Source organism: Pseudomonas sp. NY15374 (assembly GCF_048068255.1).
Taxonomy (GTDB): Bacteria; Pseudomonadota; Gammaproteobacteria; order Pseudomonadales; family Pseudomonadaceae; genus Aquipseudomonas; species Aquipseudomonas machongensis.
Window position 1 is genome coordinate 238,358 of the sequence record NZ_JBLUPZ010000002.1, and the last position, 26,466, is coordinate 264,823.

At 63.7% G+C, this 26,466-nt stretch carries 27 protein-coding genes; all 27 read right to left on the bottom strand.

Features of this window, described 5'->3' with window-relative positions:
- Nucleotides 1-4 precede the first annotated feature (4 nt).
- A complete protein-coding gene (locus ACNFHO_RS05390; RefSeq protein WP_054895562.1) occupies nucleotides 5-793 on the bottom strand; it encodes a protein phosphatase CheZ in 789 nt (262 codons plus the stop codon).
- 18 nt (nucleotides 794-811) lie between these two features.
- Nucleotides 812-1,186 carry a chemotaxis response regulator CheY gene (locus tag ACNFHO_RS05395; RefSeq protein WP_104881405.1) on the bottom strand — a complete coding sequence of 125 codons (375 nt, stop codon included), beginning with the start codon at nucleotides 1,184-1,186 and terminating at the stop codon, nucleotides 812-814.
- A gap of 104 nt (nucleotides 1,187-1,290) precedes the next feature.
- A complete protein-coding gene (gene fliA, locus ACNFHO_RS05400) occupies nucleotides 1,291-2,031 on the bottom strand; it encodes an RNA polymerase sigma factor FliA (protein ID WP_054895561.1) in 741 nt (246 codons plus the stop codon).
- Nucleotides 2,028-2,861: a flagellar synthesis regulator FleN gene (gene fleN / locus ACNFHO_RS05405; RefSeq protein WP_016393812.1), complete on the bottom strand. Its 834-nt coding sequence runs from the start codon at nucleotides 2,859-2,861 to the stop codon at nucleotides 2,028-2,030. The genes fliA and fleN overlap by 4 nt, the downstream gene beginning before the upstream one ends.
- Nucleotides 2,862-2,936: 75 nt before the next feature.
- A complete protein-coding gene (gene flhF / locus ACNFHO_RS05410) occupies nucleotides 2,937-4,247 on the bottom strand; it encodes a flagellar biosynthesis protein FlhF (protein WP_054895560.1) in 1,311 nt (436 codons plus the stop codon).
- Nucleotides 4,248-4,258: 11 nt separating this feature from the next.
- Nucleotides 4,259-6,388 carry a flagellar biosynthesis protein FlhA gene (gene flhA / locus ACNFHO_RS05415; RefSeq protein WP_063545676.1) on the bottom strand — a complete coding sequence of 710 codons (2,130 nt, stop codon included), beginning with the start codon at nucleotides 6,386-6,388 and terminating at the stop codon, nucleotides 4,259-4,261.
- Nucleotides 6,389-6,551: 163 nt separating this feature from the next.
- Complete coding sequence (gene flhB, locus ACNFHO_RS05420) at nucleotides 6,552-7,694, bottom strand: flagellar biosynthesis protein FlhB (RefSeq protein ID WP_063545677.1); 1,143 nt, start codon at nucleotides 7,692-7,694, stop codon at nucleotides 6,552-6,554.
- A gap of 2 nt (nucleotides 7,695-7,696) precedes the next feature.
- Nucleotides 7,697-8,473 (bottom strand): flagellar biosynthetic protein FliR, encoded by a 777-nt coding sequence (fliR, locus tag ACNFHO_RS05425; protein WP_054891868.1) that lies wholly within the window; start codon nucleotides 8,471-8,473, stop codon nucleotides 7,697-7,699.
- 7 nt (nucleotides 8,474-8,480) lie between these two features.
- Nucleotides 8,481-8,750 carry a flagellar biosynthesis protein FliQ gene (fliQ, locus tag ACNFHO_RS05430; RefSeq protein ID WP_054891869.1) on the bottom strand — a complete coding sequence of 90 codons (270 nt, stop codon included), beginning with the start codon at nucleotides 8,748-8,750 and terminating at the stop codon, nucleotides 8,481-8,483.
- Between the two features lie 22 nt (nucleotides 8,751-8,772).
- Nucleotides 8,773-9,528, bottom strand: a complete 756-nt coding sequence (gene fliP / locus ACNFHO_RS05435; protein WP_054891870.1) for a flagellar type III secretion system pore protein FliP — start codon at nucleotides 9,526-9,528, stop codon at nucleotides 8,773-8,775.
- Nucleotides 9,528-9,980, bottom strand: coding sequence for a flagellar biosynthetic protein FliO (gene fliO, locus ACNFHO_RS05440; RefSeq protein ID WP_054891871.1), 453 nt, complete (start codon nucleotides 9,978-9,980; stop codon nucleotides 9,528-9,530). Before fliO ends, fliP begins: the two co-directional genes overlap by 1 nt.
- Nucleotides 9,981-10,448, bottom strand: coding sequence for a flagellar motor switch protein FliN (gene fliN / locus ACNFHO_RS05445; protein WP_054891872.1), 468 nt, complete (start codon nucleotides 10,446-10,448; stop codon nucleotides 9,981-9,983).
- A gap of 45 nt (nucleotides 10,449-10,493) precedes the next feature.
- Nucleotides 10,494-11,462, bottom strand: coding sequence for a flagellar motor switch protein FliM (gene fliM / locus ACNFHO_RS05450; RefSeq protein WP_054891873.1), 969 nt, complete (start codon nucleotides 11,460-11,462; stop codon nucleotides 10,494-10,496).
- A gap of 11 nt (nucleotides 11,463-11,473) precedes the next feature.
- Nucleotides 11,474-11,971 (bottom strand): flagellar basal body-associated protein FliL, encoded by a 498-nt coding sequence (gene fliL / locus ACNFHO_RS05455; RefSeq protein WP_054891874.1) that lies wholly within the window; start codon nucleotides 11,969-11,971, stop codon nucleotides 11,474-11,476.
- Nucleotides 11,972-12,267: 296 nt separating this feature from the next.
- Nucleotides 12,268-13,662 (bottom strand): flagellar hook-length control protein FliK, encoded by a 1,395-nt coding sequence (locus tag ACNFHO_RS05460; protein WP_416765551.1) that lies wholly within the window; start codon nucleotides 13,660-13,662, stop codon nucleotides 12,268-12,270.
- A gap of 72 nt (nucleotides 13,663-13,734) precedes the next feature.
- Nucleotides 13,735-14,082, bottom strand: a complete 348-nt coding sequence (locus ACNFHO_RS05465; RefSeq protein ID WP_054891876.1) for an Hpt domain-containing protein — start codon at nucleotides 14,080-14,082, stop codon at nucleotides 13,735-13,737.
- Between the two features lie 49 nt (nucleotides 14,083-14,131).
- On the bottom strand, nucleotides 14,132-15,823 hold the full coding sequence (locus ACNFHO_RS05470; protein ID WP_416765553.1) for a SpoIIE family protein phosphatase: 1,692 nt from the start codon (nucleotides 15,821-15,823) through the stop codon (nucleotides 14,132-14,134).
- An 8-nt stretch (nucleotides 15,824-15,831) separates the two neighbouring features.
- The gene (locus tag ACNFHO_RS05475) at nucleotides 15,832-16,137 is read right to left on the bottom strand and encodes an STAS domain-containing protein (protein WP_054891878.1); all 306 of its coding nucleotides are present in this window, start codon (nucleotides 16,135-16,137) and stop codon (nucleotides 15,832-15,834) included.
- Between the two features lie 87 nt (nucleotides 16,138-16,224).
- Nucleotides 16,225-16,683 (bottom strand): flagellar export protein FliJ, encoded by a 459-nt coding sequence (gene fliJ, locus ACNFHO_RS05480; RefSeq protein ID WP_054891879.1) that lies wholly within the window; start codon nucleotides 16,681-16,683, stop codon nucleotides 16,225-16,227.
- A gap of 6 nt (nucleotides 16,684-16,689) precedes the next feature.
- A complete protein-coding gene (gene fliI / locus ACNFHO_RS05485) occupies nucleotides 16,690-18,048 on the bottom strand; it encodes a flagellar protein export ATPase FliI (RefSeq protein ID WP_416765556.1) in 1,359 nt (452 codons plus the stop codon).
- Nucleotides 18,038-18,796 carry a flagellar assembly protein FliH gene (gene fliH / locus ACNFHO_RS05490; RefSeq protein WP_063545684.1) on the bottom strand — a complete coding sequence of 253 codons (759 nt, stop codon included), beginning with the start codon at nucleotides 18,794-18,796 and terminating at the stop codon, nucleotides 18,038-18,040. Before fliH ends, fliI begins: the two co-directional genes overlap by 11 nt.
- A 162-nt stretch (nucleotides 18,797-18,958) precedes the next feature.
- A complete protein-coding gene (gene fliG / locus ACNFHO_RS05495; RefSeq protein ID WP_054891882.1) occupies nucleotides 18,959-19,978 on the bottom strand; it encodes a flagellar motor switch protein FliG in 1,020 nt (339 codons plus the stop codon).
- A complete protein-coding gene (gene fliF / locus ACNFHO_RS05500; RefSeq protein WP_054891883.1) occupies nucleotides 19,971-21,746 on the bottom strand; it encodes a flagellar basal-body MS-ring/collar protein FliF in 1,776 nt (591 codons plus the stop codon). Before fliF ends, fliG begins: the two co-directional genes overlap by 8 nt.
- Nucleotides 21,747-21,760: 14 nt before the next feature.
- Nucleotides 21,761-22,093, bottom strand: a complete 333-nt coding sequence (gene fliE / locus ACNFHO_RS05505) for a flagellar hook-basal body complex protein FliE (protein WP_054891884.1) — start codon at nucleotides 22,091-22,093, stop codon at nucleotides 21,761-21,763.
- Between the two features lie 105 nt (nucleotides 22,094-22,198).
- Nucleotides 22,199-23,572: a sigma-54-dependent transcriptional regulator gene (locus ACNFHO_RS05510; protein ID WP_416765558.1), complete on the bottom strand. Its 1,374-nt coding sequence runs from the start codon at nucleotides 23,570-23,572 to the stop codon at nucleotides 22,199-22,201.
- Nucleotides 23,569-24,786, bottom strand: a complete 1,218-nt coding sequence (locus ACNFHO_RS05515) for a sensor histidine kinase (protein WP_112898863.1) — start codon at nucleotides 24,784-24,786, stop codon at nucleotides 23,569-23,571. Before ACNFHO_RS05515 ends, ACNFHO_RS05510 begins: the two co-directional genes overlap by 4 nt.
- A 142-nt stretch (nucleotides 24,787-24,928) precedes the next feature.
- On the bottom strand, nucleotides 24,929-26,404 hold the full coding sequence (gene fleQ / locus ACNFHO_RS05520) for a transcriptional regulator FleQ (RefSeq protein ID WP_054891886.1): 1,476 nt from the start codon (nucleotides 26,402-26,404) through the stop codon (nucleotides 24,929-24,931).
- Nucleotides 26,405-26,466: the final 62 nt, after the last annotated feature.

Genomic DNA, 26,466 nt, shown 5'->3' on the forward strand with positions numbered 1-26,466 from the left:
CTCCCTAAAAACCCAGGCTGGACAGCAGATCGTCGACATCGTCCTGACCGGACACGACGTCTTCACGCTTATCGGCATGAATCTGCGGACCTTCACCCCGAGTTGGATGTTTTTCTTCATCTTTTTCAGCGCGCAATTGATCGTGGTCATGTTCGATGCCGGCAAAGCGGTCGACTTGACTTGCCATCAACACGAGCTTGAGCAGATTGCTTTCGACTTCGGTGACCAGCGCGGTCACCCGCTTGATCACCTGCCCGGTCAGGTCCTGATAGTCCTGAGCCAGGAGAATATCGTTGAGATGGCCGGCCACCTTGCGGTTACCTTCGGCGCTGTGCGTCAGGAAACTGTCGACGCGCTTGACCAACTCACGAAATTCAGGCGCTGCCACCTCGCGGCGCATGAAGCGCTGCCAGTCGGCAGACAGGTTCTGGGCTTCGGATGCCAGATCGTTGAGCACAGGCGTGCTTTGCTCGACCAGGTCCATGGTGCGATTGGCCGCGTTCTCGGTCAGCCGGACCACGTAGGACAGCCGTTCGGTGGCGTCGGTGATCTGCGACACTTCCTCGGCCTGCGGCATGCGCGGATCGATCTGGAAACTGACGATAGCGCTGTGCAGCTCGCGAGTGAGCTTGCCCACTTCCTGATAAAGGCCGCGGTCACGGGTCTGGTTGAGCTGGTGAATCAGCTGCACCGCCTCGCCGAACTGGCCGCGTTCCAGGCTTTGCACCAGCTGCTCGGCGTGCTTCTTCAGGGTCGACTCGAACTCCCCCAGAGAATCGTTTCTTGATTCCATAGCGCCCCCAGACATGGCTCAGCCGTTGACGCGTTCGAAGATCTTTTCGATCTTTTCTTTGAGTACCTGCGCGGTGAAAGGCTTGACCACATAGCCGTTGACCCCGGCCTGGGCCGCCTCGATGATCTGGTCGCGCTTGGCCTCGGCGGTCACCATCAGCACCGGCATGCCCTTGAGACGGTCGTGGGCGCGCACCTTGCGCAGCAGGTCGATGCCGGACATGCCAGGCATGTTCCAGTCGGTCACCAGGAAGTCGTAGTGACCGCTTTCGAGCATCGGCAGAGCCGTGGTGCCATCGTCGGCTTCGTCGGTGTTGGTGAAGCCCAGATCACGCAACAGGTTCTTGATGATCCGCCGCATCGTCGAGAAGTCGTCAACGATGAGGATTTTCATATCTTTGTTCAATTAGACCTCCAAGCAGTCTTAAACGCGCTCGTCTCACAAGCGCGCGCTCAATCAATTCGGCACCACGTAAAACGACTGCATCGAACCCGGGTTCACCGCGCTCGCCATTCACCCAACCGACTGCGCAGACGCGCCGCGCACTGGCTGTGCAACTGGCTGACACGCGATTCGCTGACCCCCAGCACTTCCCCGATTTCCTTGAGGTTCAACTCTTCGTCGTAGTACAGCGCCAGGACCAGGCGCTCGCGCTCCGGCAGGTTGGCGATCGCATCGGTCAGTGCAGCCTGGAAGCGTTCGTCTTCCAGGTCACGCGACGGCTCGACCTGGCCGCTGACACCGTCCTCGTGCAGCCCTTCGTGTTCGCCGTCCTGCAGCAGGTCGTCGAAACTGAACAGGCGGCTGCCCAAGGTATCGTTCAGAATCCCGTAATAATCGTCGAGACCCAATTGGAGTTCGGCAGCAACCTCGTGATCTTTAGCGTCACGACCGGTTCTTGCTTCGACGGCGCGAATCGCGTCACTGACCATGCGCGTGTTGCGGTGCACCGAACGCGGCGCCCAGTCGCCCTTGCGCACCTCGTCGAGCATGGCGCCACGGATACGGATGCCGGCATAGGTCTCGAAGCTCGCACCCTTGCTGGCGTCGTACTTGTTGGCCACTTCCAGCAGGCCGATCATGCCGGCCTGGATCAGGTCCTCGACCTGCACGTTGGCCGGCAGGCGTGCCAACAGGTGATAGGCAATCCGCTTGACCAGCGGGGCATAGCGCTCGACCAGCTCGTACTGAGCGTCCTTGGACGCCTTGCTGTACATCTTGAATCCGCTCGCACTCATAGCACCGGCCCCGCACTGGTGGGCTGTACCAGGCGCTCGACGAAGAACTCCAGGTGCCCGCGCGGGTTGGCCGGCAGCGGCCAGCTGTCGACCTTCTGCGCAATGGCCTTGAACGCCAGGGCGCATTTGGAGCGCGGGAAGGCCTCGTACACTGCGCGCTGCTTCTGCACCGCCTTGCGCACGCATTCGTCGTACGGCACGGCGCCCACGTACTGCAAAGCCACGTCGAGGAAGCGGTCGGTAACCTTGGTCAGCTTGGCGAACAGGTTGCGCCCTTCCTGAGGGCTCTGCGCCATGTTGGCCAGGACGCGGAAACGATTCATGCCGTAATCGCGGTTGAGCAGCTTGATCAGGGCGTAGGCGTCGGTGATCGAGGTGGGCTCGTCGCACACCACCAGCAACACTTCCTGCGCCGCGCGAACGAAACTGACCACCGAGTCACCGATACCTGCAGCGGTGTCGATCACCAATACATCGAGGTTGTCGCCGATCTCGCTGAACGCCTGGATCAGCCCGGCATGCTGGGCTGGCGCCAGGTGCACCATGCTCTGGGTACCCGAGGCCGCCGGCACGATGCGCACGCCGCCCGGCCCCTGCAACAGCACGTCGCGCAGCTCGCAGCGTCCTTCGATGACGTCGGCCAGGGTACGTTTGGGGGTCAACCCCAGCAGCACGTCGACGTTGGCCAGACCCAGGTCGGCGTCCAGCAGCATGACCCGGCGGCCGAGTTCAGCCAGCGCCAGGGACAGGTTCACTGAAACGTTGGTCTTGCCGACGCCACCTTTGCCACCGGTGACGGCGATCACCTGTACGGGATGCATGCTACCCATGTCTGTTCTTTACCTTGTCTCGCGTGGGACCTGCCCACTTGAAGGGCCGCTGTCGACCCCCTGCGCCGTTCATCTTCAACCCGCGCGCTTATCGGGATTGTGGTAGAGATCAGCGAACATGTCGGCCATGGCCTCTTCGCTGGGCTCTTCCTGCAACTGCACGCTGACCGCGCGGCTCACCAACTGATGCTTGCGCGGCAACTGCAGGTCGTCAGGAATGCGCGGACCATCGGTGAGATAGGCCACGGGCAGTTCGTGACTGATGGCCAGGCTCAGCACTTCGCCGAGGCTGCCCGTTTCATCGAGCTTGGTCAGGATGCAACCGGCCAGGCCACAGCGCTTGTAGCTGTGATAGGCGGCGGTCAGCACCTGTTTCTGGCTGGTGGTGGCCAGTACCAGGTAGTTCTTGGCGGCGATGCCGCGGCTGGCGAGCGATTCGAGCTGCATGCGCAGCGCCGGATCGCTGGCCTGAAGGCCGGCGGTGTCGATCAGCACCACGCGCTTGCGCAGCAGTGGTTCCAGGGCCTGGGCCAGCGACTGGCCCGGATCGACATAGGTCACCGGCACATTGAGAATGCGCCCGAGGGTCTTGAGCTGCTCCTGGGCACCGATGCGGTAGCTGTCCATGCTCACCAGCGCCAGGTGCTGCGAGCCGTACTTGAGCACATAGCGCGCGGCGAGCTTGGCCAGGGTGGTGGTCTTGCCCATGCCGGCCGGGCCGACCATGGCGATGACCCCGCCCTCCTCGATCGGCTCTACCTCAGGCACCTCGATCAGGCGCGCCAGGTGTGCCAGGACCATGCGCCAAGCCTGACGCGGGTCTTCGATCTCACCGGCCCGCTCAAGCAGATCACGAGCGATCGGGCCAGACAGCCCCAGGCGCTGCAAGCGACGCCAGAGGTTGGCCTGCTGCGGCTTGTTGCCCTGCAATTGGCCCCAGGCAAGCGAGCCAAGCTGCACTTCGAGCAGCTCGCGCAAGCCCGAAAGCTCCGAACGCATGGCGTCGAAGACGCGCTTGTCGACCGTCGGGGCCGCAGGGGCCGGCGCAGGCGCCGGAACATCCACATGCGGCTCGACCAGCGGCTCGGACGCGGTCAGCGACAGGCCGGCAAACAATTGCCGGTTGCCGAGTTCGGCGTCACCACGCCCATCCAGCTCGGCCTGGGCGGTGGCGATGCGCGAATGGGTCTTGCGCAGCTCGTCCTCGAGCTCGACATTCGGCACGCGTGGGGCCAGGGCGGACAGCTTGTAGTCCAGCGCGGCCGTCAGTTCGACACCGCCGGCGATACGCCGGTTGCCGATGATTGCGGCATCGGCGCCAAGCTCATCACGGACCAGCTTCATGGCCTGACGCATATCGGCGGCGAAAAAACGCTTAACTTGCATAACCCACTACCTCAGCCGTTAGGGCCCACGGTGGCAACGATGGTGACTTGCTTGTTGTCCGGTATTTCCTGGTACGCCAGCACATGCAGGTTGGGCACGGCCAGACGACCGAATCTCGACAGCATGGCACGGATCGGGCCGGCGACCAGGAGGATGGCCGGCTGGCCTTGCATCTCCTGGCGCTGCGCCGCCTCGATCAGCGAACGCTGCAGCTTCTCGGCCATGCTCGGTTCAAGAAGAACACCGTCTTCCTGACCCTGCCCGGCCCTTTGCAGACTATTGAGCAAGATCTGTTCCAACCTTGGCTCAAGGGTGATCACAGGCAGCTCGGACTCAACGCCGACAATGCTTTGCACGATGGCGCGTGACAAGCCGACCCGCACCGACGCCACCAACGCGGCGGTATCTTGACTCTTGGCGGCATTGTTGGCGATGGCCTCGGCAATGCTGCGGATGTCACGCACGGGCACCTGCTCGGCAAGCAGGGCCTGCAGGACCTTGAGCAACCCCGACAAGGAAATGACACCTGGCACCAATTCCTCGGCAAGTTTCGGCGATGCCTTGGACAGCACCTGCAGCAACTGCTGGACCTCTTCATGGCCGATCAGCTCGTGGCAGTGCTTCTGCAGGATCTGGTTGAGGTGAGTAGCGACCACGGTGCTGGCATCGACCACCGTGTAACCCAAGGACTGCGCCTGGGCGCGCTGGGCCACATCGATCCACACCGCCTCCAGGCCAAAGGCCGGGTCGCGCGCGGCGATACCATTGAGAGTGCCGAACACCTGTCCAGGGTTGATCGCCAGCTCGCGGTCGGGGTAGATCTCGGCCTCGGCCAGGATCACCCCCATCAGCGTCAGGCGATAGGCACTGGGCTGCAGGTCGAGGTTGTCGCGAATGTGCACGGTGGGCATGAGAAAGCCCAGGTCTTGCGAGAGTTTCTTGCGCACGCCCTTGATCCGCGCCAGCAACTGGCCGCCCTGGTTGCGGTCGACCAGCGGAATCAGGCGATAGCCGACTTCCAGGCCGATCATGTCGATCGGCGTGACGTCGTCCCAGCCCAGCTCCTTGGTTTCCATGGCGCGCTGCGGCGATGGCAGCAGATCCTGTTGGCGCTGCGCTTCCTGCACAGCCAGGAGCTTGGCCTTCTGCTGCTTCTTCCACACCATGTAGGCGCCGCCGCCGGCCAGCACGCCGAGGCTGAGGAAGGCGATGTGTGGCATACCCGGCACCAGCCCCATCACCACCATCAGCGCGCCGGAAACGGCTAGCGCCTTGGGCGAATCGAACATCTGCCGGTTGATCAGCTTGCCCATGTCCTCGGAGCCCGAGGCGCGGGTGACCATGATCGCGGCCGCAGTGGACAGCAGCAGCGAGGGCAACTGCGCCACCAAACCGTCACCGATGGTCAACAAAGCGTACACCTTGCCGGCGTCGCTGAAGGTCATGCCATGCTGCAGCATGCCGATGAGCATGCCGCCGATGAGGTTGATGAACAGGATGAGCAGGCCGGCGATGGCGTCACCACGCACGAACTTGCTGGCACCGTCCATCGAACCATAGAACTCGGCCTCCTGGGCGACCTCGGCACGACGCGCCTTGGCCTGGGCCTGGTCGATCAGGCCGGCGTTGAGGTCGGCGTCGATGGCCATCTGCTTGCCGGGCATGGCGTCGAGGGTGAAGCGCGCGCTCACCTCGGAAATACGCCCGGCACCCTTGGTCACCACGACAAAGTTGATGATCATCAGGATGGCGAAGACCACCGCACCGACCACGTAGTTGCCGCCGATCACCACCTCACCGAAGGCCTGGATCACCTTGCCCGCCGCTCCGTGGCCCTCCTGGCCGTGGAGCATGACCACGCGGGTCGAGGCGACGTTGAGCGCCAGGCGCAGCAGCGTCGCCACCAGCAGGATGGTCGGGAACGCGGCGAAGTCCAGCGGGCGCAGGGCGTAGACGCAGACCAGCAGGACCACGATCGACAGCGCGATGTTGAAGGTGAAGAACACATCGAGCAGGAACGGCGGGATGGGCAACATCATCATTGCCAGCATCACCAGCAGCAACAGCGGCACACCCAGGTTCCCCCGACCGAGACCGGCCAGGTTGTTACGGGCGTTGCTGATTAACTGTGCGCGATCCACCGGGTATCCTCTTCAAGCAAAACTTTGACGCCTGGACGGCGCTTGGGCGTGGCTTTGCAAGAAGCTTTCCAACTTTGCCGGGGTATGGGGCCAGGCGCTCTGTTGCGGTGTTTTCGCGATCCACGGCGGTGTTCTTTTCGCGGGCAAGCCCGCGCCTACAGAATCAACTGTCGCGCTGCAGGTCCGGCGGGATCGGCAGATCCTTCTTCAGCGGCTCGGGCGGCTTGCCCTTGCCCGAGCGGTACTGGCGAATCTGGAACACGTACGCCAGCACCTGCGCCACTGCCAGGTACAGACCGGCCGGAATCTCGTGCTCAAGCTCCGTGGAGTAGTAGATCGCCCGTGCCAGCGCCGGCGATTCGAGGATCTGTACCTTGTGCTCCTGGCCGATCTCGCGGATCTTCAAGGCCAGGAAGTCGGTGCCCTTGGCCAGCAGCAGCGGCGCCGCACCGCCCTTCTCCGGGTCGTACTTGAGCGCCACGGCATAGTGCGTCGGGTTGGTGATGATCACATCGGCCTCGGGCACCGCCGCCATCATCCTGCGCTGCGACGCCTCGCGCTGCAGTTGGCGAATGCGCTGCTTCACCTCCGGCTTGCCCTCGGTATCCTTGTATTCGTCGCGCACTTCCTGCTTGGTCATCTTCAGCTTCTTGTGCGTCTGCCAGAGCTGGAACGGCACATCGACGATGGCGATCAGCAGCAGACCCGCCGCCATCCACAAGGCGCTCCAGCCCACCACCTGCACGCTGTGGATGATCGCCTGCTCGAGCGGCTCCTTGGCAATCGCCATCAGCGCCTCGCGGTCGTTGGCCAGCACCACCAGCGCCACCACCAGCACCAGGAAGAACTTGGCCACCGCCTTGAGCAGTTCGGTCAGCGAGTTCAGCGAGAACATGCGCTTGATCCCGGACAGCGGGTTCATCCGGCTGAACTTGGGCTGCAGCAAGGAGCCGGAAAACAGAAAGCCGCCCAGGGCGATAGGGGCCACGAACGATACGACGAACAGCAGCACCAGCACCGGCTGGGTGGCCCAGATGGCCATCTTGCCCGAGGCCATCAGGAAGGCGCCCATGGCCCGCTCGTCGACTATCACTTCGCGCGACAGGCTGAAGTTCACGCGCATCAGCGTCATCAGGGTTTCGGCAAGGTGGCCACCGAAGGCCAGCAAGGCGCCGGCGCCCCCCAGGGTCACCGCGAAGGTGTTGAGCTCTTTGGAACGGGCGATGTCACCCTTTTCCCGTGCGTCGCGCTTGCGCTTCTCGGTAGGTTCCTCTGTCTTGTCCTGACCGCTCTCGCTCTCTGCCATGCTCAGGGCGCCCGTGCCAGCTCACGCAGCCACTGCAAGGCCTCGCTGGCCAGTTGCTGGTAGTGCGAGAGGATGTCGGCAAGCCCGACCCAGAAGATGGCCAGCCCCAGCACCAGGGTCAGCGGGAAACCAATGGAGAAGATGTTCAGCTGTGGCGCGGCTCGGGTCATCACACCAAAGGCGATGTTGATCACCAACAGGGCTGCGATGACTGGCAGGATCAGCACCAGCCCCGCTCCCAGCACCCAGCCCAGGCGTCCGGCGATCTCCCAGAAATGCGCGACCACCAGGGCATTGCCCACCGGCAGCGTGGTGAAGCTTTCGGTCAGTACCTCGATCACCACCAGGTGGCCGTTCATCAGCAGGAACAGCACACTCACCAGCATGGTCAGGAACTGCCCGACCACCGCTACGTTGACGCCGTTGGCCGGGTCGATCATCGAGGCCATCGCCATGCCCAACTGAATCGCCACGATCTGCCCGGCGACGACGAACGCCTGGAACAGCATCTGCAAGGAAAACCCGAACAGCGCGCCGACGATGATCTGTTCGGCGCACAGCAGCACGCCACGCACGCTCAAGGGCTCGAACTCGGGCAGCGGTGGCAGGCCGGGCACGATCACCACGGTGATCGCGACCGCTACATACAGGCGTATGCGCGCCGGCAGCATGCGCGTCCCGAACACCGGCATGGTCATCAGCACCGCTGCCACGCGAAACAGCGGCAGGATGAAGGTGGCGACCCAGGTGCCGATCTGCGCGGCGCTCAGCTCGAGCATGGGCTCATCATCCGATCAACTGCGGAATGCCGCTGTACAGGCCGGTCATGTATTCCATGAACTTCTGCACCAGCCACGGACCGACCACGATCAGGGTGATCAGCATCACCAGCAGGCGCGGCAGGAAACTCAGGGTCTGTTCGTTGATCTGCGTGGCCGCCTGGAAGATCGCCACCAGCAGGCCGACCAGCAGGCTCGGCACCACCAGCACCGCCACCATCAGGGCCGTCAGCCAGAGCGCATCGCGGAACAGGTCGACGGCAACTTCAGGGGTCATCGAAAACTCTCCTTGAGCGGCCTCAGACGCCGCCGAAACTGCCGGCCAGCGTACCCATGATCAGCGCCCAGCCATCGACCAGGACGAACAGCATGATCTTGAACGGCAGCGAGATGATCAGCGGCGACAGCATCATCATACCCATCGCCATCAGCACGCTGGCGACCACCATGTCGATGATCAGGAACGGGATGAAGATCATGAAGCCGATCTGGAACGCGGTCTTGAGCTCGGAGGTGACGAATGCCGGCACCAGGATGGTCAGCGGCACCTGGTCGGGGCCGGCGATGTCGGTGCGCTTGGACAGGCGCATGAACAGGTCCAGATCGCTTTGCCGGGTCTGCGCCAGCATGAAGTCCTTCAGCGGCCCCTGGGCTTTGTCGATGGCCTGTTGCGCGGTCATCTGTTCGTTCAGGTAGGGCTGCAACGCGTCACGATTCACCCGATCGAACACCGGCGCCATGATGAACATGGTCAGGAACAGGGCCATGCCGGTGAGCAACTGGTTCGACGGTGTCTGCTGCAGGCCCAGGGCCTGGCGCAGGATGGAGAAGACGATGATGATGCGGGTGAAGCTGGTCATCAGGATGACGAACGCCGGAATGAAGCTCAGCGCCGTCATGATCAGCAGGATCTGCAGGCTGACCGAATATTCCTGCTGGCCGTCAGGCCCATTGGACAAGGTGATGGCCGGGATCGACAACGGATCGGCGGCCAGGGCCACGGGCGCGGCCAGCAGCAGCGCCAGGGTCAACAGTAAGCGCAGCGCGCCGCTCATCACTTCTTGTCCTTCTGGTCCTTGCCCATCAGCTCGAGCAGCCGCTGGGCGAATTCCGGTGCCGCCTGACGCGCGCCGACAGGCACCTCCACGGGCTCGGCCATGACGTGCAACGCTTCGATGCTGCCAGGGCTGTGGCCGATCAGGATCTGTTCCTTGCCCACCTGCACCAGCAGCAGGCGATCGCGCGGGCCGAGGGCTCGGCTGCCGACGATCTCGATCACCTGCCCGCCGCGCGGCTGTGCCACCTGCAGGCGGCGCAACAACCAGGCGAGCAGGAAGATGGCGCCCACCACCACGAGCAGACCGAAGACCATCTGCGCCAGTTGTCCACCCATGCCGCCGGGCGCGGACGTGCTGGCCGACACCGACGCGGGATCAGCCGCGCCGATCACCACCTCGCTGGCGAGCAATGTGCCCAGGGCGGCGACGCCGCGTATCAGGCCCTTCACTCAGCGCAGCTTCTTGATGCGTTCGCTGGGGCTGATCACGTCGGTCAGGCGAATGCCGAACTTCTCGTTGACCACCACCACTTCGCCATGGGCGATCAGCGTGCCATTGACCAGTACATCCAGCGGTTCGCCTGCCAGGCGATCAAGCTCGATGACCGACCCCTGGTTCAGTTGCAGCAGGTTGCGAATGCTGATTTCCGTGGCGCCCACCTCCATGGAGATGCTCACTGGAATGTCCAGGATCACGTCCAGGTTCGGCCCTTCCAGGCCGACGTTCTCGCTCGGCCGCGGGGAGCTGGCGAACTCTTCCATCGGCAGGCGACCTGCGCCAGAGGAGCGACCATTGTCAGCTGCCAGCAGCGCATCGATGTCCGCCTGGCCGGCATCACCGGTTTCTTCCAGGGCTGCCGCCCACTCATCGGCCAGGGCCTGTTCCTCTGGGGAGGTGATCTCGTTTTCGTTAGCCATAAAGTCCTCGACAGGCTTTCAATTCGTAGTGCGACCGGCTCGCCGTCAGCGGCGCTCGATCGGGTCGATGATCTGCAGCGACAGGGTGCCCTTGTGCGAGCCCAGGCGCGCCTTGAACGACGGCACGCCGTTGGCGCGCAGTACCAGGTGTTCGGGCAGCTCTACCGGAATCACATCGCCCGGCTGCATGTGCAGGATGTCGCGTAGCTTGAGCTGACGACGGGCAACGGTGGCCGAGAGCGGAACATTGACGTCCAGCACGTCCTCGCGCAGGGCCTTGACCCAACGCTCGTCCTGGTCGTCCAGGTCGGACTGGAAACCGGCATCGAGCATTTCGCGCACCGGTTCGATCATCGAATACGGCATGGTCACGTGCAGGTCGCCGCCGCCGCCATCGAGCTCGATGTGGAAGGTCGAGACCACCACCGCCTCGCTGGGCCCGACGATGTTGGCCATGGCCGGGTTGACCTCGGAGTTCATGTATTCGAAGTTCACCGGCATGATCGCCTGCCAGGCTTCCTTGAGGTCGACGAAGCACTGGTCCAGGACCATACGCACCACACGCAGCTCGGTCGGGGTGAACTCACGCCCTTCGATCTTGGCGTGGCGACCGTCGCCACCGAAGAAGTTGTCCACCAGCTTGAACACCAGCTTGGCGTCGAGGATGAACAGCGAGGTGCCGCGCAGCGGCTTGATCTTGACCAGGTTGAGGCTGGTCGGCACGTACAGCGAATGCACGTACTCGCCGAACTTCATCACCTGCACGCCGCCCACCGCCACGTCGGCAGAGCGACGCAGCAGGTTGAACATGCTGATGCGGGTGTAACGGGCGAAGCGCTCGTTGATCATCTCCAGGGTCGGCATGCGACCGCGGACGATCCGGTCCTGGCTGGTCAGGTCGTAGCTCTTGACGCCACCGGGTTCGGCAGCGCTCTCGGTCTGTACCAGCCCATCGTCGACCCCATGCAGCAGGGCATCGATCTCATCCTGGGACAGCAGGTCCTGCACGGCCATCGAGTGTGCTCCTACTGCAATACGAAATTGGTGAACAGCAACTGGTCGATGACCGGCTTGCCGACTTCCTTCTGCGCCACTTCCTGGACCACCGCAGTGGCCTTCTGGCGCAGCATTTCCTGGCCCACGGCACTGCTGGCCAGGCTGTCGAAGCCTTGCCCGGAGAACATCATCACCAGATTGTTGCGAATCACCGGCATGTGCACTTTCAGCGCATCGAGGTCAGCCTGGTTGCGGCCCTGCAGGGTAATGCTCACCTGCATGTAGCGCTGGCGGCCGTTCTGGTTGAAATTGACCACGAAGGCCGGCGCCAGGGGCTCGTAGATCGCCGCTTGCTTGACGCTGGCCACGGCAGGGTCGGCCGCAGGTGCAGGCTCGCTCTTGTGCATGATGAACCAGGTGGCGCCCACCGACAGGCCCACGGCCAGCAGCAAGGCCAGCACCAGCAGCAGGATCAGCTTCAGTTTGCCTTTAGTGGCGGGGTCTTTGACTGCGTCGCTCTTCGCCATGCCAATAATCCGTCGTCCATCGGGGTTTCAAGAAAGGATGACGTGGCTGAGCAAGTGTTATGCCAGATTTGGCCGAGCGGGCTTGAGGAGGTTGCGAGCGCTATAACGGTGTGGCTGACGGGACAGTCCTGGGAGGAGCGGGCTTGCCCGCGAACACGGGCGTAGCCCGTGCCAGGCAGCGCGGTGTATTTTTCGCGGGCAAGCCCGCTCCCACAGGGATTTGGGCTGGCTTCTAGATTTGAGCAAGACAGTTGCTTACAACGGTCCGCACCGGTGTCAGACGCAGCCCCGAATGATCAGGCGTAGTAATCGACCGCACTGTCGCCGATCACCACCTGCTGCTCCACCGGCCGTGAAGCATCGGCCAGCTCACCGTCCTCGCCCGCCTCCCCGGCCCGACGCGCAGCCACACCAGACAGATTCGATCCACCCTGCTGGGCCTGCTGCTGTTGCTGACGCGACTGGTCGGCGACGTTGACGTCAGGCTGGGCCAGCCCCTGCTGGGCGAACAGTTCGCGCAGACGGTACAGCTGGCTGTCGAGCGCATCGCGCACGCCGGCGTGACCACTGATGAAAGTCACCTGGGTGGCCTGGTCCGACGCGACATTGACGCGAATGTCCAGTCGCCCCAGCTCTGCAGGCTCGAGCTGGATGTCGGCCGACTTGAGGTTCTGGCTCGACAGGTACATGACGCGATTGACCAACCCTTCGGTCCAGGCCCCCTGATTCATCGCCAGGGGCTGGTGCAGCGGATTGGTCGGCGGTACGGCATGGGCAGTCTTGGCGGTGACGGCCTGGGTCAGGTTGGCCAGGCGATTGGCGAAGTCGTCCACGCGGGTGTCGCTGTCGGCATGCTTGACGTCCTTCAGACCATTGGACAACAGCTCGGAGAAGCCTTTTTCGCCAGGCTGTGACTGTCCACGCTCGGATTCGCCCTCAGGCTTGACCGCCAGGTTCGCCAAGGTATTGACGTTGGCCTGGGCACTGTCGTCCTGGGCCTGGGTCTTGTCCCCCTGGCCAGAGGCGTGCGTCGAGGTGGTGCCTTTGGCCTGGGCGCTCTGCTCGAGCGCCAGGCGCAAGGTCGGCATGTTCGCCAGGGCGTCGGCCTCGGGATCGAAGTCGCTGTCGGCCTGCTCGGCGACTGGCGGCGCCAGCTCTTCAGGGACCGGTTGCGCAGCAGGCTGCTGGATCGCGGCCTGCAGCACCGGAGCGACGGCTTCGGCCTGGGCCTGGAGCAATTGCGCACCCGCCTGGGCGTCGGTCACCTGCCCCGCCACCAGGCTGGCGTCCAGGGAGCTCGAGTCGCTTGCCTGATTGCCGTCGCTGGAGGCCTGCTGGGTACTGTCACCCGCCTGTTGAGTGCTGTCGCTACCCTGGTTGTTCCTGTCAGCGGCCGATGCGGCCTTGTTGCTGTTGGCTGGCAAGTTCTTGCCATTACCGGCAACCGGCGAAGATCGGTCGTTGCCGCCCTTGCCGCCGGCATTGAAGTCAGGCTTGTCCCTGGGCGCCGGCACAGAGGCCTTGTCGTTGCGCACCGGCATCTTGTCGCTCTGCTGTCGGGCCATCAGCTGGTCGAAGCCGCTGCCCTGATTGCCCGGTGCTTGCGGGGTTTTGTCCGCCGCAGGACTGGTCGCCCGCGAGGTCGCGTTGGCGAGGCCGGCTTGCAACAAGGGATTGGATGCGACAGGCATTGAAACTCTCCACGCCAGTGAACCGAAATAGAATCTGGGTGAAGACAGGCAAAACTCGCGCCAGTTTTGCCGTCAGCCTGCAGAAACCCGCTCGCGCTCGCTACGGTAGAAGCGCTGGACCTCGACGAACTCCTGGTCGATCCGATTGATCAGGTCCTCGATGCCATACAAAGGCTGTTGCCGCACACGCTCCTCGAGCTGCTGGCACAGACTGGCCAGGCCCACTGCGCCCATGTTGCTGCTGCTGCCCTTGAAGCTGTGGGCGGCCATCCCCAACTCGCTGGCGTCCTTGGCCTCGTGCAACTGACTGAGACGGCGCTCGGAGTCTTCCAGGAAGGTTTCCAGCAACTGCAGGTAGCCATCTTCCATGACCTCCTGCAGGTCGCTCAGGACCTTTTGATCGATATGCTCGTGTGTCACTTGCTCACTCCTTGATCAAGCTTGATTATGCCTCAATCGCCGAGGCCGCTCACCAACCGAACTCCACCCGCGCCCGCCGCCCCTGGTCGAGCCATTGAGCCTTGACGCCCAAGCGCTGTACCAACTGTAGCCCACGCCCACTGAAACCTTTTTCCGACGCAGGGCGCGCCAAGACTTTCTCGATATCAAAACCCGTGCCACTGTCGCTGATTTCAACAGTCAGACGACCACCTGTTGCCATGGGTTCCACCCTCAGCGCGATTTGCACGAACCCTTCGGACAACGCCGCCAGGCGCCGACCGCGTTCGCGGTAGTACTCGGCAAATCCCTCGGCATCCTGCTTGAGCCGTGAGTCCAGGCCCAACACCCCGTGCTCCAGCGCATTGGAATACAGCTCACCCAGCACACTGTGCAACACCCCGCTGCTGGGACGCAGACCATGGATTTCCTGGAGGAACTGCAACAGATAAGGCACCGGGTTGAAGCGCTTCAGGCTGTCGGCATGCAGCACCAGCGACAACGACCAATCCAGCGGACTGGAGCGACCGCTGTCGGAATACACCGGCGCCACAGGTGCCAGGCCACCAGGTTCGGCCATGCGGACATCACACAGGCTGATGTCGTCTCGCGGCACACCACCAAAGCGCTCCAGCGCCTGCATCACTTCATCGAACAGTCGCCCAGGGTCGCGGTTGGCCGCCAACACCTCACGCAAGCGCTCCACACCAAACAATCGATCCGTCGCATCGCTGGTATCGACCACGCCATCGGACAGCAGGAACAATCGCTCCCCCGCGGCCAGCGGCAGTATGTCGGTGCGGTCGTCGAACTGCTCGGGCGCCAGGATGCCCAGCGGCAAGTGCCGGGATTGCAGCACCGACAGCACCTCGCCGGCGGCCGACAAACGATAGCCATCGGGCATGCCACCGTTCCACACCTCGACCGTGCCACGCTCGAAACTCAGGTTCAGCAACAGCGCACAACAGAACATGTCCACCGGCAGGATGCGCTTGAGCTTGGCGTTCATCTCGCGCAGCGTCTCGACCAAACCATAGCCCTTGGCGGTCATGCCATAGAACACCTCGGCCAGGGGCATTGCCCCCACGGCCGCCGGCAGGCCGTGACCGGTGAAATCACCCAGCAGCACATGCATGTCGCCCGAAGGCGCGAACGCCGCCAGCAGCAGATCGCCGTTGAACAATGCGTAGGGCGACTGCAGGTAGCGGATATTGCTGCTTCTCAAGCAACCGGAATGGGCGACCTTGTCGAACACCGCTTTGGCTACGCGCTGCTCGTTGAGCAGGTGATGGTGATGCCGGGCCAGTTCGTCGCGCTGCTCCAGTACCGTGGCCTGCAGCCGACGCAGGCGATCCATGGCGCCGATCTTGGCAGCCAGAATCACTGCGCTATACGGCTTGGCCATGAAATCGTCGCCGCCGGCTTCCAGGCAACGCACCAGCCCTTGCTCCTCGTTCATCGAGGTGAGGAAGATGATCGGTATCAGCGCTTCACCGGCCATGGCCTTGATCCGTCGCGCCGCCTCGAATCCATCCATCACCGGCATCAAGGCGTCGAGCAGCACCAGGTCCGGCCTCTGTTCGGCGAACAGCGCAACGGCCTGCTCGCCGTTTTCGGCAGTGACCACCTCGTGTCCCTGGCGCCGCACGATCTGCGCGAGCAGCAAGCGGTCCGCGGCACCGTCCTCGGCGATCAGCACCCTCAATCCCTGTTCGGCGGGCATGAACGGCCTCAGCTGACGTCGAACAATTTTTCGAAGTTGGAAATGGCGAGGATCTTGCGCACATCAGAACTGGTATTGATCACTTTGATATCCGAGTGGTCACCACCGGCGTGATCGCGCAACAGCAGCAGCATGCCCAGTGCGGAGCTGTCCAGGTACGTCGCATCCTTGAGATCCACCACGACCGAGTCCGGGGCCGGATGCTGGCGCTCGTAGGCGTCACGAAATTCCTGATGCTTGCCGAAATCGAAACGGCCCTTGACCTTGATCGTCAGCTGCTTTTCGTCCGGTGAAAAATCAGTTTCGACTGCCATGCGTGCGATTCCTTCGATGATGGCTACGACTCAGGAAGGTTTAGCAGCAGCCCGGCTGGGCCGCAAGCGCAGCGGCTTTGAGCGGTGTCAGCCTGGAAAATGATTCTGCCTGGGCAAGCGCTGTGACAGCTCGTCGAGCAGCTTCTGCTCACGCTTGTCTTCGGCCCGGCGGGCTTCGTCCAGGTAACGCTGCACCAGCTTGCGCAGACCCTCGACCCGGGCGTAGGCCTGTTGCCAGGCGTCGCGGGCATTCTTGAGGTTGTTCTGATGCCAGGTCAGGCTCTGGCGCTGCTGGGTCATGGCCGTTTCCAACTGGCCCAGAAAGCGCTGGTAGTTGACCAACCAACTGCCGCCAACGCCCTGGCTGCCGCGGTTGATCCACTGCAACTGGTAGTCCTCGCGAAAACGCTCAAGCTCGGCGAGCTTTGCCTGCGCCTGGGCCACCAGTTGCTGGAAGTGGCCCATGCGCTGGACAGCCTTGCGCTCGGCCTCCTCGGCCATCTCCACCACCGGCGAAAGGCGCGCGGCACGACTGGGCAGGGCCATGGCCTATCAGCCGCCCGCCGGCGGGGCGAACACCGCGCCCAGCTGCTCGCCGCTCTCGGCCATGCCGACACTTTCGTCCAGCCCCTGGCGCAAGAACGCCACCAGCTTGGACTGCAAGGCAATGGCCAGGTCGGTTTCCGGATCGCCACCGGCCACGTAGGCACCCACGCTGATCAGGTCGCGACTCTGCGACAGGCGCGACCATAGTTGCTTGAACTTCTGCGCCTGGCGCAGATGGTCGGCATCCACCACCTGCGGCATCACCCGGCTGATCGAAGCCTCGATGTCGATCGCCGGATAATGCCCCTCCTCGGCCAGGCGCCGGGACAGCACGAAGTGTCCGTCCAGCACCCCACGTGCCGAATCGGCGATCGGGTCCTGCTGGTCATCCCCCTCGGAAAGCACGGTATAGAACGCAGTGATCGAACCACCCCCCGCCTCACCATTACCCGCGCGCTCGACCAACTTGGGCAACTTGGCGAACACCGACGGCGGATAGCCACGGGTGGCGGGCGGCTCGCCGATGGCCAGGGCGATTTCCCGCTGCGCCTGGGCAAAACGGGTCAACGAATCCATCAACAACAGGACATTCTTGCCCTTGTCGCGGAAATACTCGGCGATGCGCGTGCAATACATGGCTGCGCGCAGTCGCATCAGCGGTGCATCGTCGGCCGGCGAAGCGACCACCACCGAGCGCTTGAGCCCTTCCTCGCCAAGGATGTGCTCGATGAACTCCTTCACCTCGCGGCCCCGCTCACCGATCAGGCCGACCACGATGATGTCGGCCTTGGTGAAGCGGGTCATCATGCCCAGCAGCACCGACTTACCGACACCCGTACCGGCGAACAGACCCAGGCGCTGGCCGCGACCGACAGTCAGCAGGCCGTTGATACTGCGGATACCCACATCCAGCGGCTGACTGATCGGATCACGGTTCAGGGGGTTGATCACCGGGCCATCCAGCGGCACCCAGTCCTCGGCCTTCATCCCGCCCTTGCCATCGAGGGCACGGCCGGCGCCATCGAGCACCCGTCCAAGCATGCTCATGCCCATGGGCAGGCGGCCGCTGTCGTCCAGCGGCACAACCCGCGCCCTGGGGGCGATACCGGCGATACTGCCGACCGGCATGAGAAAGACCTTGCTGCCGGCAAAGCCCATCACTTCGGCCTCTACCTGTACCGGGTGGTAGCTGTCGTCGTTGATCACCATGCAGCGGCTGCCCACTGCGCCGCGCAAGCCCTCGGCTTCGAGGGTGAGACCGACCATGCGCAGCAGACGGCCCTCGACCACCGGCTGCTCCGGCAGATTCACCGCCTCGGCATAGCCGGCCAGGCGCTTGGCGAAACTGGTGCGTTCAAGGCGCATCGGGGCTGTCCAGGTCGACCGACAGATCCGGCGCAGCAGGATGCAGTGATTGGTCGTGGGTCTGCTCGAACAACTGCGCCACAGCCTTCTCCATGCGGGTTTCCATGGTGGCATCGATGCGGCTGTGGGCCGTCTCGATGCGGCAACCGCCTGGCAGCAGCGACTCGTCTTCAAGCAGCTTCCAGCTTTCCTCGTGGCGTTCGCGCAGGGCCTTGGCCAGCTCGAAATCCTGCGGATTGAGGTGGATGCGGATATTGTCTGCGCCCATCGGCAGCAGTTTCAGCGCCTCGCGCAACACATGAGTGATCTGGCTGGAATCGCTGGCCAACTCGCGACCGATCACCTGACGGGCGACATGGGCGACCAGGTGCACGAGGGACTTCTCGATCTGGGTATCCTGCTCGGCGATGGGCTCGAGCAGGTTCGCCATCAATAGCTCCAGGCTCGCCAGCTTGGCCGTCAGTGCCTCTTCGGCCTCCTGGCGCACCTTGAGCTGCGTGCTGTGGAAACCCTCGCGCTCGCCGGTGGCGAAGCCTTCGTTGTAGGCCTCCTGGCGAATCGCTTCGAGCTCTTCGAGGGTCAGCGGCTGGACTTCCTCCAGCGGCACTTCCTCGACTTCCTCGACCACCTCGGGCTCAGGTTCAGGCGCGGGCTCAGGCTCCGGATCGAAGCTGGGCAATGCCCATATATCGACGCCCTCGAGGTCGCGGGCGCGGATCAGGTCGCTGGGATGTTCTTTGGTGGACATGCTGTCATGTTCTCGAAACCATGTTCAGCCAACGCGATCCCCGTGGGAGCGGGCTTGCCCGCGAATGCGTCAGCAGGAGCAACGCGTGGCCTGACCTGGCGCCTTCGCGGGCAAACCCGCTCCCACAGGGTCAGCGCCAGTCAGAACGGTGCGCGAAATCGCTTAGATCATTTCCTCGGCACCCTTGCCACCGAGCACGATCTCGCCGGCCTCGGCCATGCGTCGAGCGATGGTGAGGATTTCCTTCTGCGCCGTTTCCACATCGCTGACCCGCACCGGCCCCTTGGCCTCCAGGTCGTCGCGCAGCAGTTCCGAAGCACGCTTGGACATGTTCTTGAAGATCTTGTCCTTGACCTTCTCGTCCGCGCCCTTGAGCGAGACCACCAGCACGTCCGAGGACACCTCGCGCAGCAGCGCCTGGATACCACGGTCGTCGACGTCGGCCAGGTTGTTGAAGACGAACATCAGGTCTTCGATCTGCTCGGACAGGTCGCTGTCGATATCGCGGATCGCATCCATGAGCTGGCCTTCCACGGAGCTGTCGAGGAAGTTCATGATGTCGGCAGCGCGCTTGATGCCGCCCAGGGTGGTGCGCGCAGCATTGGAGTTGCCCGAGAACTGCTTCTCGAGGATCTGGTTGAGCTCCTTGAGTGCCGCCGGCTGCACGGTGTTCAACGAGGAGACGCGCAGGACGATGTCCAGGCGCACCTTGTGGTCGAAATTGCTCAGCACTTCACCGGCCTGGTCGGGGTCGAGGTAGGCGACCACGATGGCCTGGATCTGCGGGTGCTCATAGCGGATGACATCGGCCACGGCACGCGGCTCCATCCACTTCAGGCTGTCCAGGCCACTGGTGTTGCCACCGAGCAGGATGCGGTCGATCAGGCCGTTGGCCTTGTCCTCGCCGAGCGCCTGGTTGAGCATCTTGCGGATATAGCCGTCGGAGCCGACGCCCAGGCTGGTCTGGTCGCCGACGATCTCGACGAACTCGCTCATCACCTGCTCGACCTGCTCGCGGTGCACGTTGCCCATCTGCGCCATGGCGACGCCAACCCGCTGCACTTCCTTGGGCCCCATGTGCCGCAGGACCTGGGCTGCATCGGTCTCGCCCAGGGACAGCAAGAGAATCGCCGCCTTGTCGACGCGGCTCAGCTTGGCGGTAACGGCTCGGTTGTCACTCATCGGCGTTGATCCACTCTTTCACGACCTGGGCGACACGGCCCGGGTCTTCGGCCACCAGGCCCTTGATTGCGTTCAGTTGCGCCTCATAGCCTTCGCTCGGGCTTGGCAACAGGATACTGCTCGGCCCGCCAAGGCTGACGCGGTCGTTGCCCAGTTCGCCGTCCAGGCCGATCATGCCGCCCAGTTCCATGTCGCTGTCGGTGGCCGCGCTCTTGCCGCCACCGGTGATGTTGTTGAGCACAGGGCGCAGCACGCCGAACACCAGCACCAGGATGAACACCACGCCCAGCACTTGCTTGATGATGTCCCAGAACCAGGGCTGCGAGTAGAACGGGATGTCGGCGAGCACTTCGCCACGGTCGGCGGAGAACGGCACGTTCATCACGGTCACGCTGTCGCCGCGGCTGGCATCGAAGCCGACCGCATCCTGCACCAGGCGGGTAAAGCGCGACAGGTCCTCGGCGCCCCAGGGCGCGCGGGTGGTCTCGCCGTTGGCATCGACCTTGACCTGATCGTCCACGACCACGGCCACCGACAGGCGGGTCAGGCGACCTTGCTGCTGGCGGGTATGGCTGATGGAGCGGTCCAGTTCGAAGTTCTTGGTGCTCTGCTGACGCTTGTCGGACGGATACGGCGCGAGCATCGGCTGGCCGGTGGCCGGGTCCATGATCTGCTGGCCGTTGGCATCGACCAGCGGCTGGCCGGGGGCGATGGCACCGGCCGGGGTACCGGTACCGGCGGCGTTCTCAGGTGCAGCAGCACCGGCTGGCGGCTGGTTGCTCAGCGCGCCGGGAACACCCTGCGGGCCCTGGCTGCTGGCACGCTGCTCGTTGACCGACTGCTCGCTGCGCAGCGCCGGCTGGTCAGGGTTGAACTGCTCGGAGGTGGATTCGACGGCGTTGAAGTCGACGTCGGCGGAGACCTCGGCCTTGTAGCGGTCGTTGCCCAGCACCGGCTGCAGGATGTTGTGCACACGCTGGGTGAGCAGGCCTTCCATGCGGCGGGTGTAGTCGAACTGCTTGCCGGCCATGGTCAGCGAGGTGTCCTGCAACTGATCGGACAGCAGATTGCCCTTCTGGTCGACCACGGTGACCTGCGACTTGTCCAGTTCCGGCACGCTGGTGGCGACCAGGTTGACGATGGCCATCACCTGACCGGCTTCCAGGTTGCGGCCTGGGAACATTTCGACCAGTACCGAAGCACTCGGGCGGCGCTCGTCACGCACGAACACCGAGCTTTTCGGAATGGCCAGGTGCACGCGAGCAGCCTTGATGTTGTTCAGGCTGGAGATCGTACGCGCCAATTCGCCTTCCAGGCCGCGACGGTAACGGGTCGCCTCCATGAACTGGCTGGTGCCCAGGCCCTGGTCCTTGTCGAGGATCTCGAAACCGATGTTGCCATCGCTTGGCGCCACGCCGGCGGCGGCCAGTTTCATGCGGGCACGGGAGAGGTCATCGGCCTTGACCAGCAGCGCGCCGGAATTGGGTTCGACGGTGTAGGGAATATCAGCGGCGGCCAGGGTTTCCATGACCTGCTTGGTGTCCATGCCGGCCAGGCTGCCATACAGCGGACGGTAGTCCGGCTGCTGCGACCAGAGCACCACGGCAAAGCCGATGGCCACGCTGGCAGCCAGCCCGACCAGCAGGCCGACCTGACGCAGCATGGGCATCTGCGAGATGTTTTCCAGGAACGCCATGCCGAACAGCGGCGGCTTGGCCACGGGCGGGCCACTCTTGGCGGGGGCGTTATCGACGACTGCTTCGGCCATGACTCAATTCGTCCTCAAACCGGCATCTGCATGATGTCCTGGTACGCCTGGACCAGCTTGTTGCGCACTTGGGTCAGGGCCTGGAACGACACGCTGGCCTTCTGCGAGGCGATCATCACGTCGGTGAGGTCGACACCGCTCTTGCCGATCTCGAAGGCGTTGGCCAACTGGCTCGATGCCTGCTGGGTATCGCTGACCTTGTTGATGGCCTGGCCGAGCATGTCGGCAAAGCTGCTCTGGCCCGGGGCGAGCTCAGGCGCAGCGGCGACCTTGGGCAGCGACATGGCATCGGCCTGCATCGCGCGCATGTCCAACATCAGACGATTGAATTCAACACCTTGGCTCATGAACTTCTCTCTCCGGCGGCCGCATTTTTTTGACACTGATGCAGCGGGTAAAACGGTTAAAGCAACAAAGGTGCCAGCCTTCGCAAAGTCGCTCCGCAAAGGCACTCACCCGTACAGGCTGGCCTCGACATCCATCCCCGCATCGCGCATCTGCGCCAGCTTGTAGCGCAGCGTACGCGGGCTGATGCCCAACCGTTCGGCAGCCTCCTTGCGACGCCCACGTTCGGCGCGCAAGGTATCGATGATCATCTGGAACTCATGACGACGCATATCGTCGCCCAGGCCACTGGACTCAGAAGCCGATTCGAGCGATGATGGCCCTGTGATATCACTGCTTGCTGGTGACAAGGGAATGGCGCCCGCTAGACAGAAATCCGCCGCCTCGATCACCCCACCCTGCTGCAGGATCAGCGCTCGCTGCAGCGCGTTGTCCAGCTCGCGCACGTTGCCAGGCCATGCGTGCGCCTGCAGGCATGCCCGCGCTTCGGTCGACAGGCGAACCGGCGCATGCTTCATCTTGCCGACATGCTTGGCCAGCAGGCGCTCGGCCAGCGGTAGGATATCGGCGCTGCGCTCGCGCAGTGGACGCCAGGCCAGCGGGAAGACCGAAAGACGGTAGTACAGGTCCTCACGGAAGCGCCCGGCAGCGACTTCGCCAGCCAGGTCACGGTTGGTGGTGGCCAGCACGCGAATGTCCAGGCTGATCGGCTTGCGCCCGCCGACCCGCTCGACCTCCCGCTCCTGCAGCACGCGCAGCAGCTTGGCCTGCAGGCCCAGCGGCATTTCGGAAATCTCGTCGAGCAACAGGGTGCCGCCATCGGCTTGCTCGAACTTGCCCGCCTGGGCCGCGATGGCACCGGTGAACGCGCCTTTTTCGTGACCGAAAAGCGTGGCTTCGAGCATGTTGTCTGGAATCGCCGCACAGTTGATCGCCACGAATGGCTGCGCGGCGCGCGCCGAGCGCTGATGAATGTAACGCGCCAGCACTTCCTTGCCGGTACCCGACTCGCCCGAGATCAACACCGTGGAGTCGCTGCGCGCCACGCGGGCAGCCAGCTCGAGCAGTTGCCGACTGGCCGGCTCACTGGCCACCGGCCCCTCCTCTTCGGCACCCAGGTGCCCAGCGGCATGACGATCGACCAGACTCAGCAACGCCTTGGGCTCGAACGGCTTGACCAGGTAGTCGGCAGCGCCCTGACGCATCGCCTCCACCGCACGCTCCACTGCAGCATGCGCAGTCATCAGCAGCACGGGCAGTTGCGGGTGGTGGCGACGCAGTTGCGCAAGCAGTTGATGGCCATCCATCCCCGGCATGTTCACATCACTGACCACTAGCCCGAAGGCCTCTTCGGCCACGGCGTCCAGCGCTTCTTCTGCACTGCCCACGGCGCGGTAGTCGAATCCGCCGATCTCCAGGGTATCGCCCAATGCCTGGCGCAAGGCACGATCGTCCTCGACCAACAAAACCTTGACCATCACTGCACCTCCGTCGATTGCCCGCCGATCAGCGGCAGCACCACCCGCACGCAAGTGCCACGCCCGACTTTCGAGCGCAGCTCAAGACTGCCCTGATGCGCCTTGACCACCGCCTTGACCACCGCCAGGCCGAGGCCGGTACCGGTGGCCTTGGTCGTCAGGAACGGCTCGCCCAGGCGCGCCAGCAACTGCGCGTCGATCCCGCTGCCAGCGTCACTGACGCACAGGTGCAGGCTCTGCCCGCGACGCAACAGGTGTACTTTCAGGCGCGCGGGCTCCGAGCTTGCCTGCAGCGCGTTCTCGATCAGATTGAGCAAGGCGCCAACCAGGGTGTCGCGATTGCACAGCAACTCGCCCAAGTGCGTATCGCACTGCCAGCGCACCGCATGCCCCTGCACATGGGACTGCGCAGCCTGTTGCAGCGCCTGGAACAATGCCTTTGGGGTCAGCCGGTCATTGAGCGGCAACTCGCCACGGGCGAACACCAGCATGTCGCGCACCTGATGCTCCAGCTCGTGCAGACGCTCCTTCAGACTGCCGGCGAAGCGCTGACGGGTTTCCAGAGCCAGGCCGCCCTGATCGTCGGCCAGATGGCTGGCATAAAGCATGGCCGCCGACAGGGGCGTGCGAATCTGATGCGCCAGCGAGGCAACCATGCGCCCCAACGACGACAGACGCTCGTGACGCGCCAGTTGTCCCTGCAGGCGACGGGTTTCGGTCAGGTCGTTGAGCAGCACCAACTGACCGGGCTCGGCATCCAGCGAACGGGTGGCAATGGACAAGCGTCGACCGTCACGCAGCGACACCTCGTGGCCGTCATCCTCTCGCGGCGCGAAGCTGCGAGCGATGACCTGGCGCCAGAGTTCACCGACCAACGGCGCACCGAGCAACTCACAGGCGGCAGGGTTGGCTTCGCGCACATAGCCCTGGCCGTCGATGACGATCACCCCGCCAGGCAGCAGATCCAGCAAATGCTGCAGGCGGTTGGCCAGACGCTCCTTCTCACCCAGCTCGGCCATGCGCTGTGCGCTGACCACCTCCAGCTCGCCCTTGAGCTCGCTGACGCGGGCCTCGAGCATGTTGTACGACTCACTGAGCTGGGAGGAAACCTGGTTGAACAGGGCGAACGCCTGCTCGAGCCCCTGTCGACTTTCCTGTTCGACCGGGGTGCGTCCCTGCTGCTCAGGGGCTCGGGAGATGTGGGCGGCCTGGGGCATCGTGCTCTCTCGCATGGCTGACCGTCATAAAAACGGTACTTTGCCTGCGGTGTAGCAATAGCCGTGCCGGGGATGGGGATTCTGAAAACACGCCAGCCCCTTGCAGGCGCAACGCGAGGTTGCGCCTGCAAGGGGCTGGGCTTCAGTCTTCGGCCTGGTCTTCGCCGCCCTGGCGACTCATGCCGTACTTGCGCATCTTCTCGACAAGCGTGGTTCGACGGATGCGCAGGCGTTCGGCGGCGCGGGCAACGATACCGTTGGCGTCGTCCAGGGCTTGCTGGATCAGCCCCTGCTCAAGGCTGCCGAGATAGTCCTTCAGGTCCAGGCCTTCCGGCGGCAGCATGGCGTGGCTGGAGAAGTTCGGCGCATGGCCGTTGATCGCCACGCGCTCTTCGAGATCGCTGCGCAAGCTGTCGACCAACTGCTCGTCTTCGTCATCGACGTAGCGGAATTTTTTAGGCAGCTCGGCAACGCCGATCACCCCGTACGGATGCATGATCGCCATACGCTCGACCAGGTTGGCCAGCTCACGGACGTTGCCCGGCCAGCCATGCCGGCACAGCGACATGATCGAAGCCGAGTTGAAACGGATGGAGCCGCGCTTCTCGTGCTCCATGCGCGAGATCAGCTCGTTCATCAGCAGCGGAATGTCCTCGACACGCTCGCGCAGCGGCGCCATTTCGATGGGGAAGACATTCAGGCGATAGTACAGGTCTTCGCGGAAGGTCCCCTCCTCGATCATGGTCTCGAGGTTTTTGTGGGTCGCCGCGATGATGCGCACGTCGATGCTCTGGGTCTTGTTGCTGCCAACCCGCTCGAAGGTACGCTCCTGCAGCACGCGCAGCAGCTTGACCTGCATCGGCAACGGCATGTCGCCGATCTCGTCGAGGAACAGGGTACCGCCGTTGGCCAGCTCGAAACGCCCCGCACGGCTGGTGATCGCCCCGGTGAAGGCGCCCTTCTCGTGTCCGAACAGCTCGCTTTCGAGCAGCTCGGCAGGGATCGCCCCGCAATTGACTGGCACGAACGGCGCTTCACGGCGCTTGGAGTGATAGTGCAGGTTGCGCGCGACAACTTCCTTGCCCGTGCCGGACTCACCGAGGATCAGCACGCTGGCATCGGTGTCGGCCACCTGCTGCATCATCTGCCGCACATGCTGGATCGCGCGGCTGGTGCCAACCAGGCTGCGGAACAGGTTGGGTTCGCGCTGACGACCGCGCTCGCGCGCCTGGTCGTACATCTCACGGTAGACCTGGGCACGGTGCAGCGAATCGAGCAACTGGCTATAGCTGGGCGGCATCTCCAGGTTGGACAGCACGCGCCGGCGCAGGTCTTCAGGGAACTCGGCGGAAGAAATTTCACCTAGAAGCAGAACTGGAAGGAACTCATCCCACGCAGCCACTGTCTTAAGCAGGCCGAGGACACTTGCCGGTGCATTCACAGCCCCGATCAGCACACACAGGACTTCCCTGCTCGAAGACAACGCCTCTACCGACTGCTGCCAGTCCGCACTGGAGCAGGAGAGGTTCTCTTCGCCGAGAAAATTCAGGACCACCGCCAGATCGCGGCGGCGTTCGCTGTCGTCATCGATCAGGAGGATCTTGGTTTCACGCCACATTCAATACTAACTTCCCTAGTCATATCGGCGCCCGCAGGCGTGCACGACATCATTCCGACTGA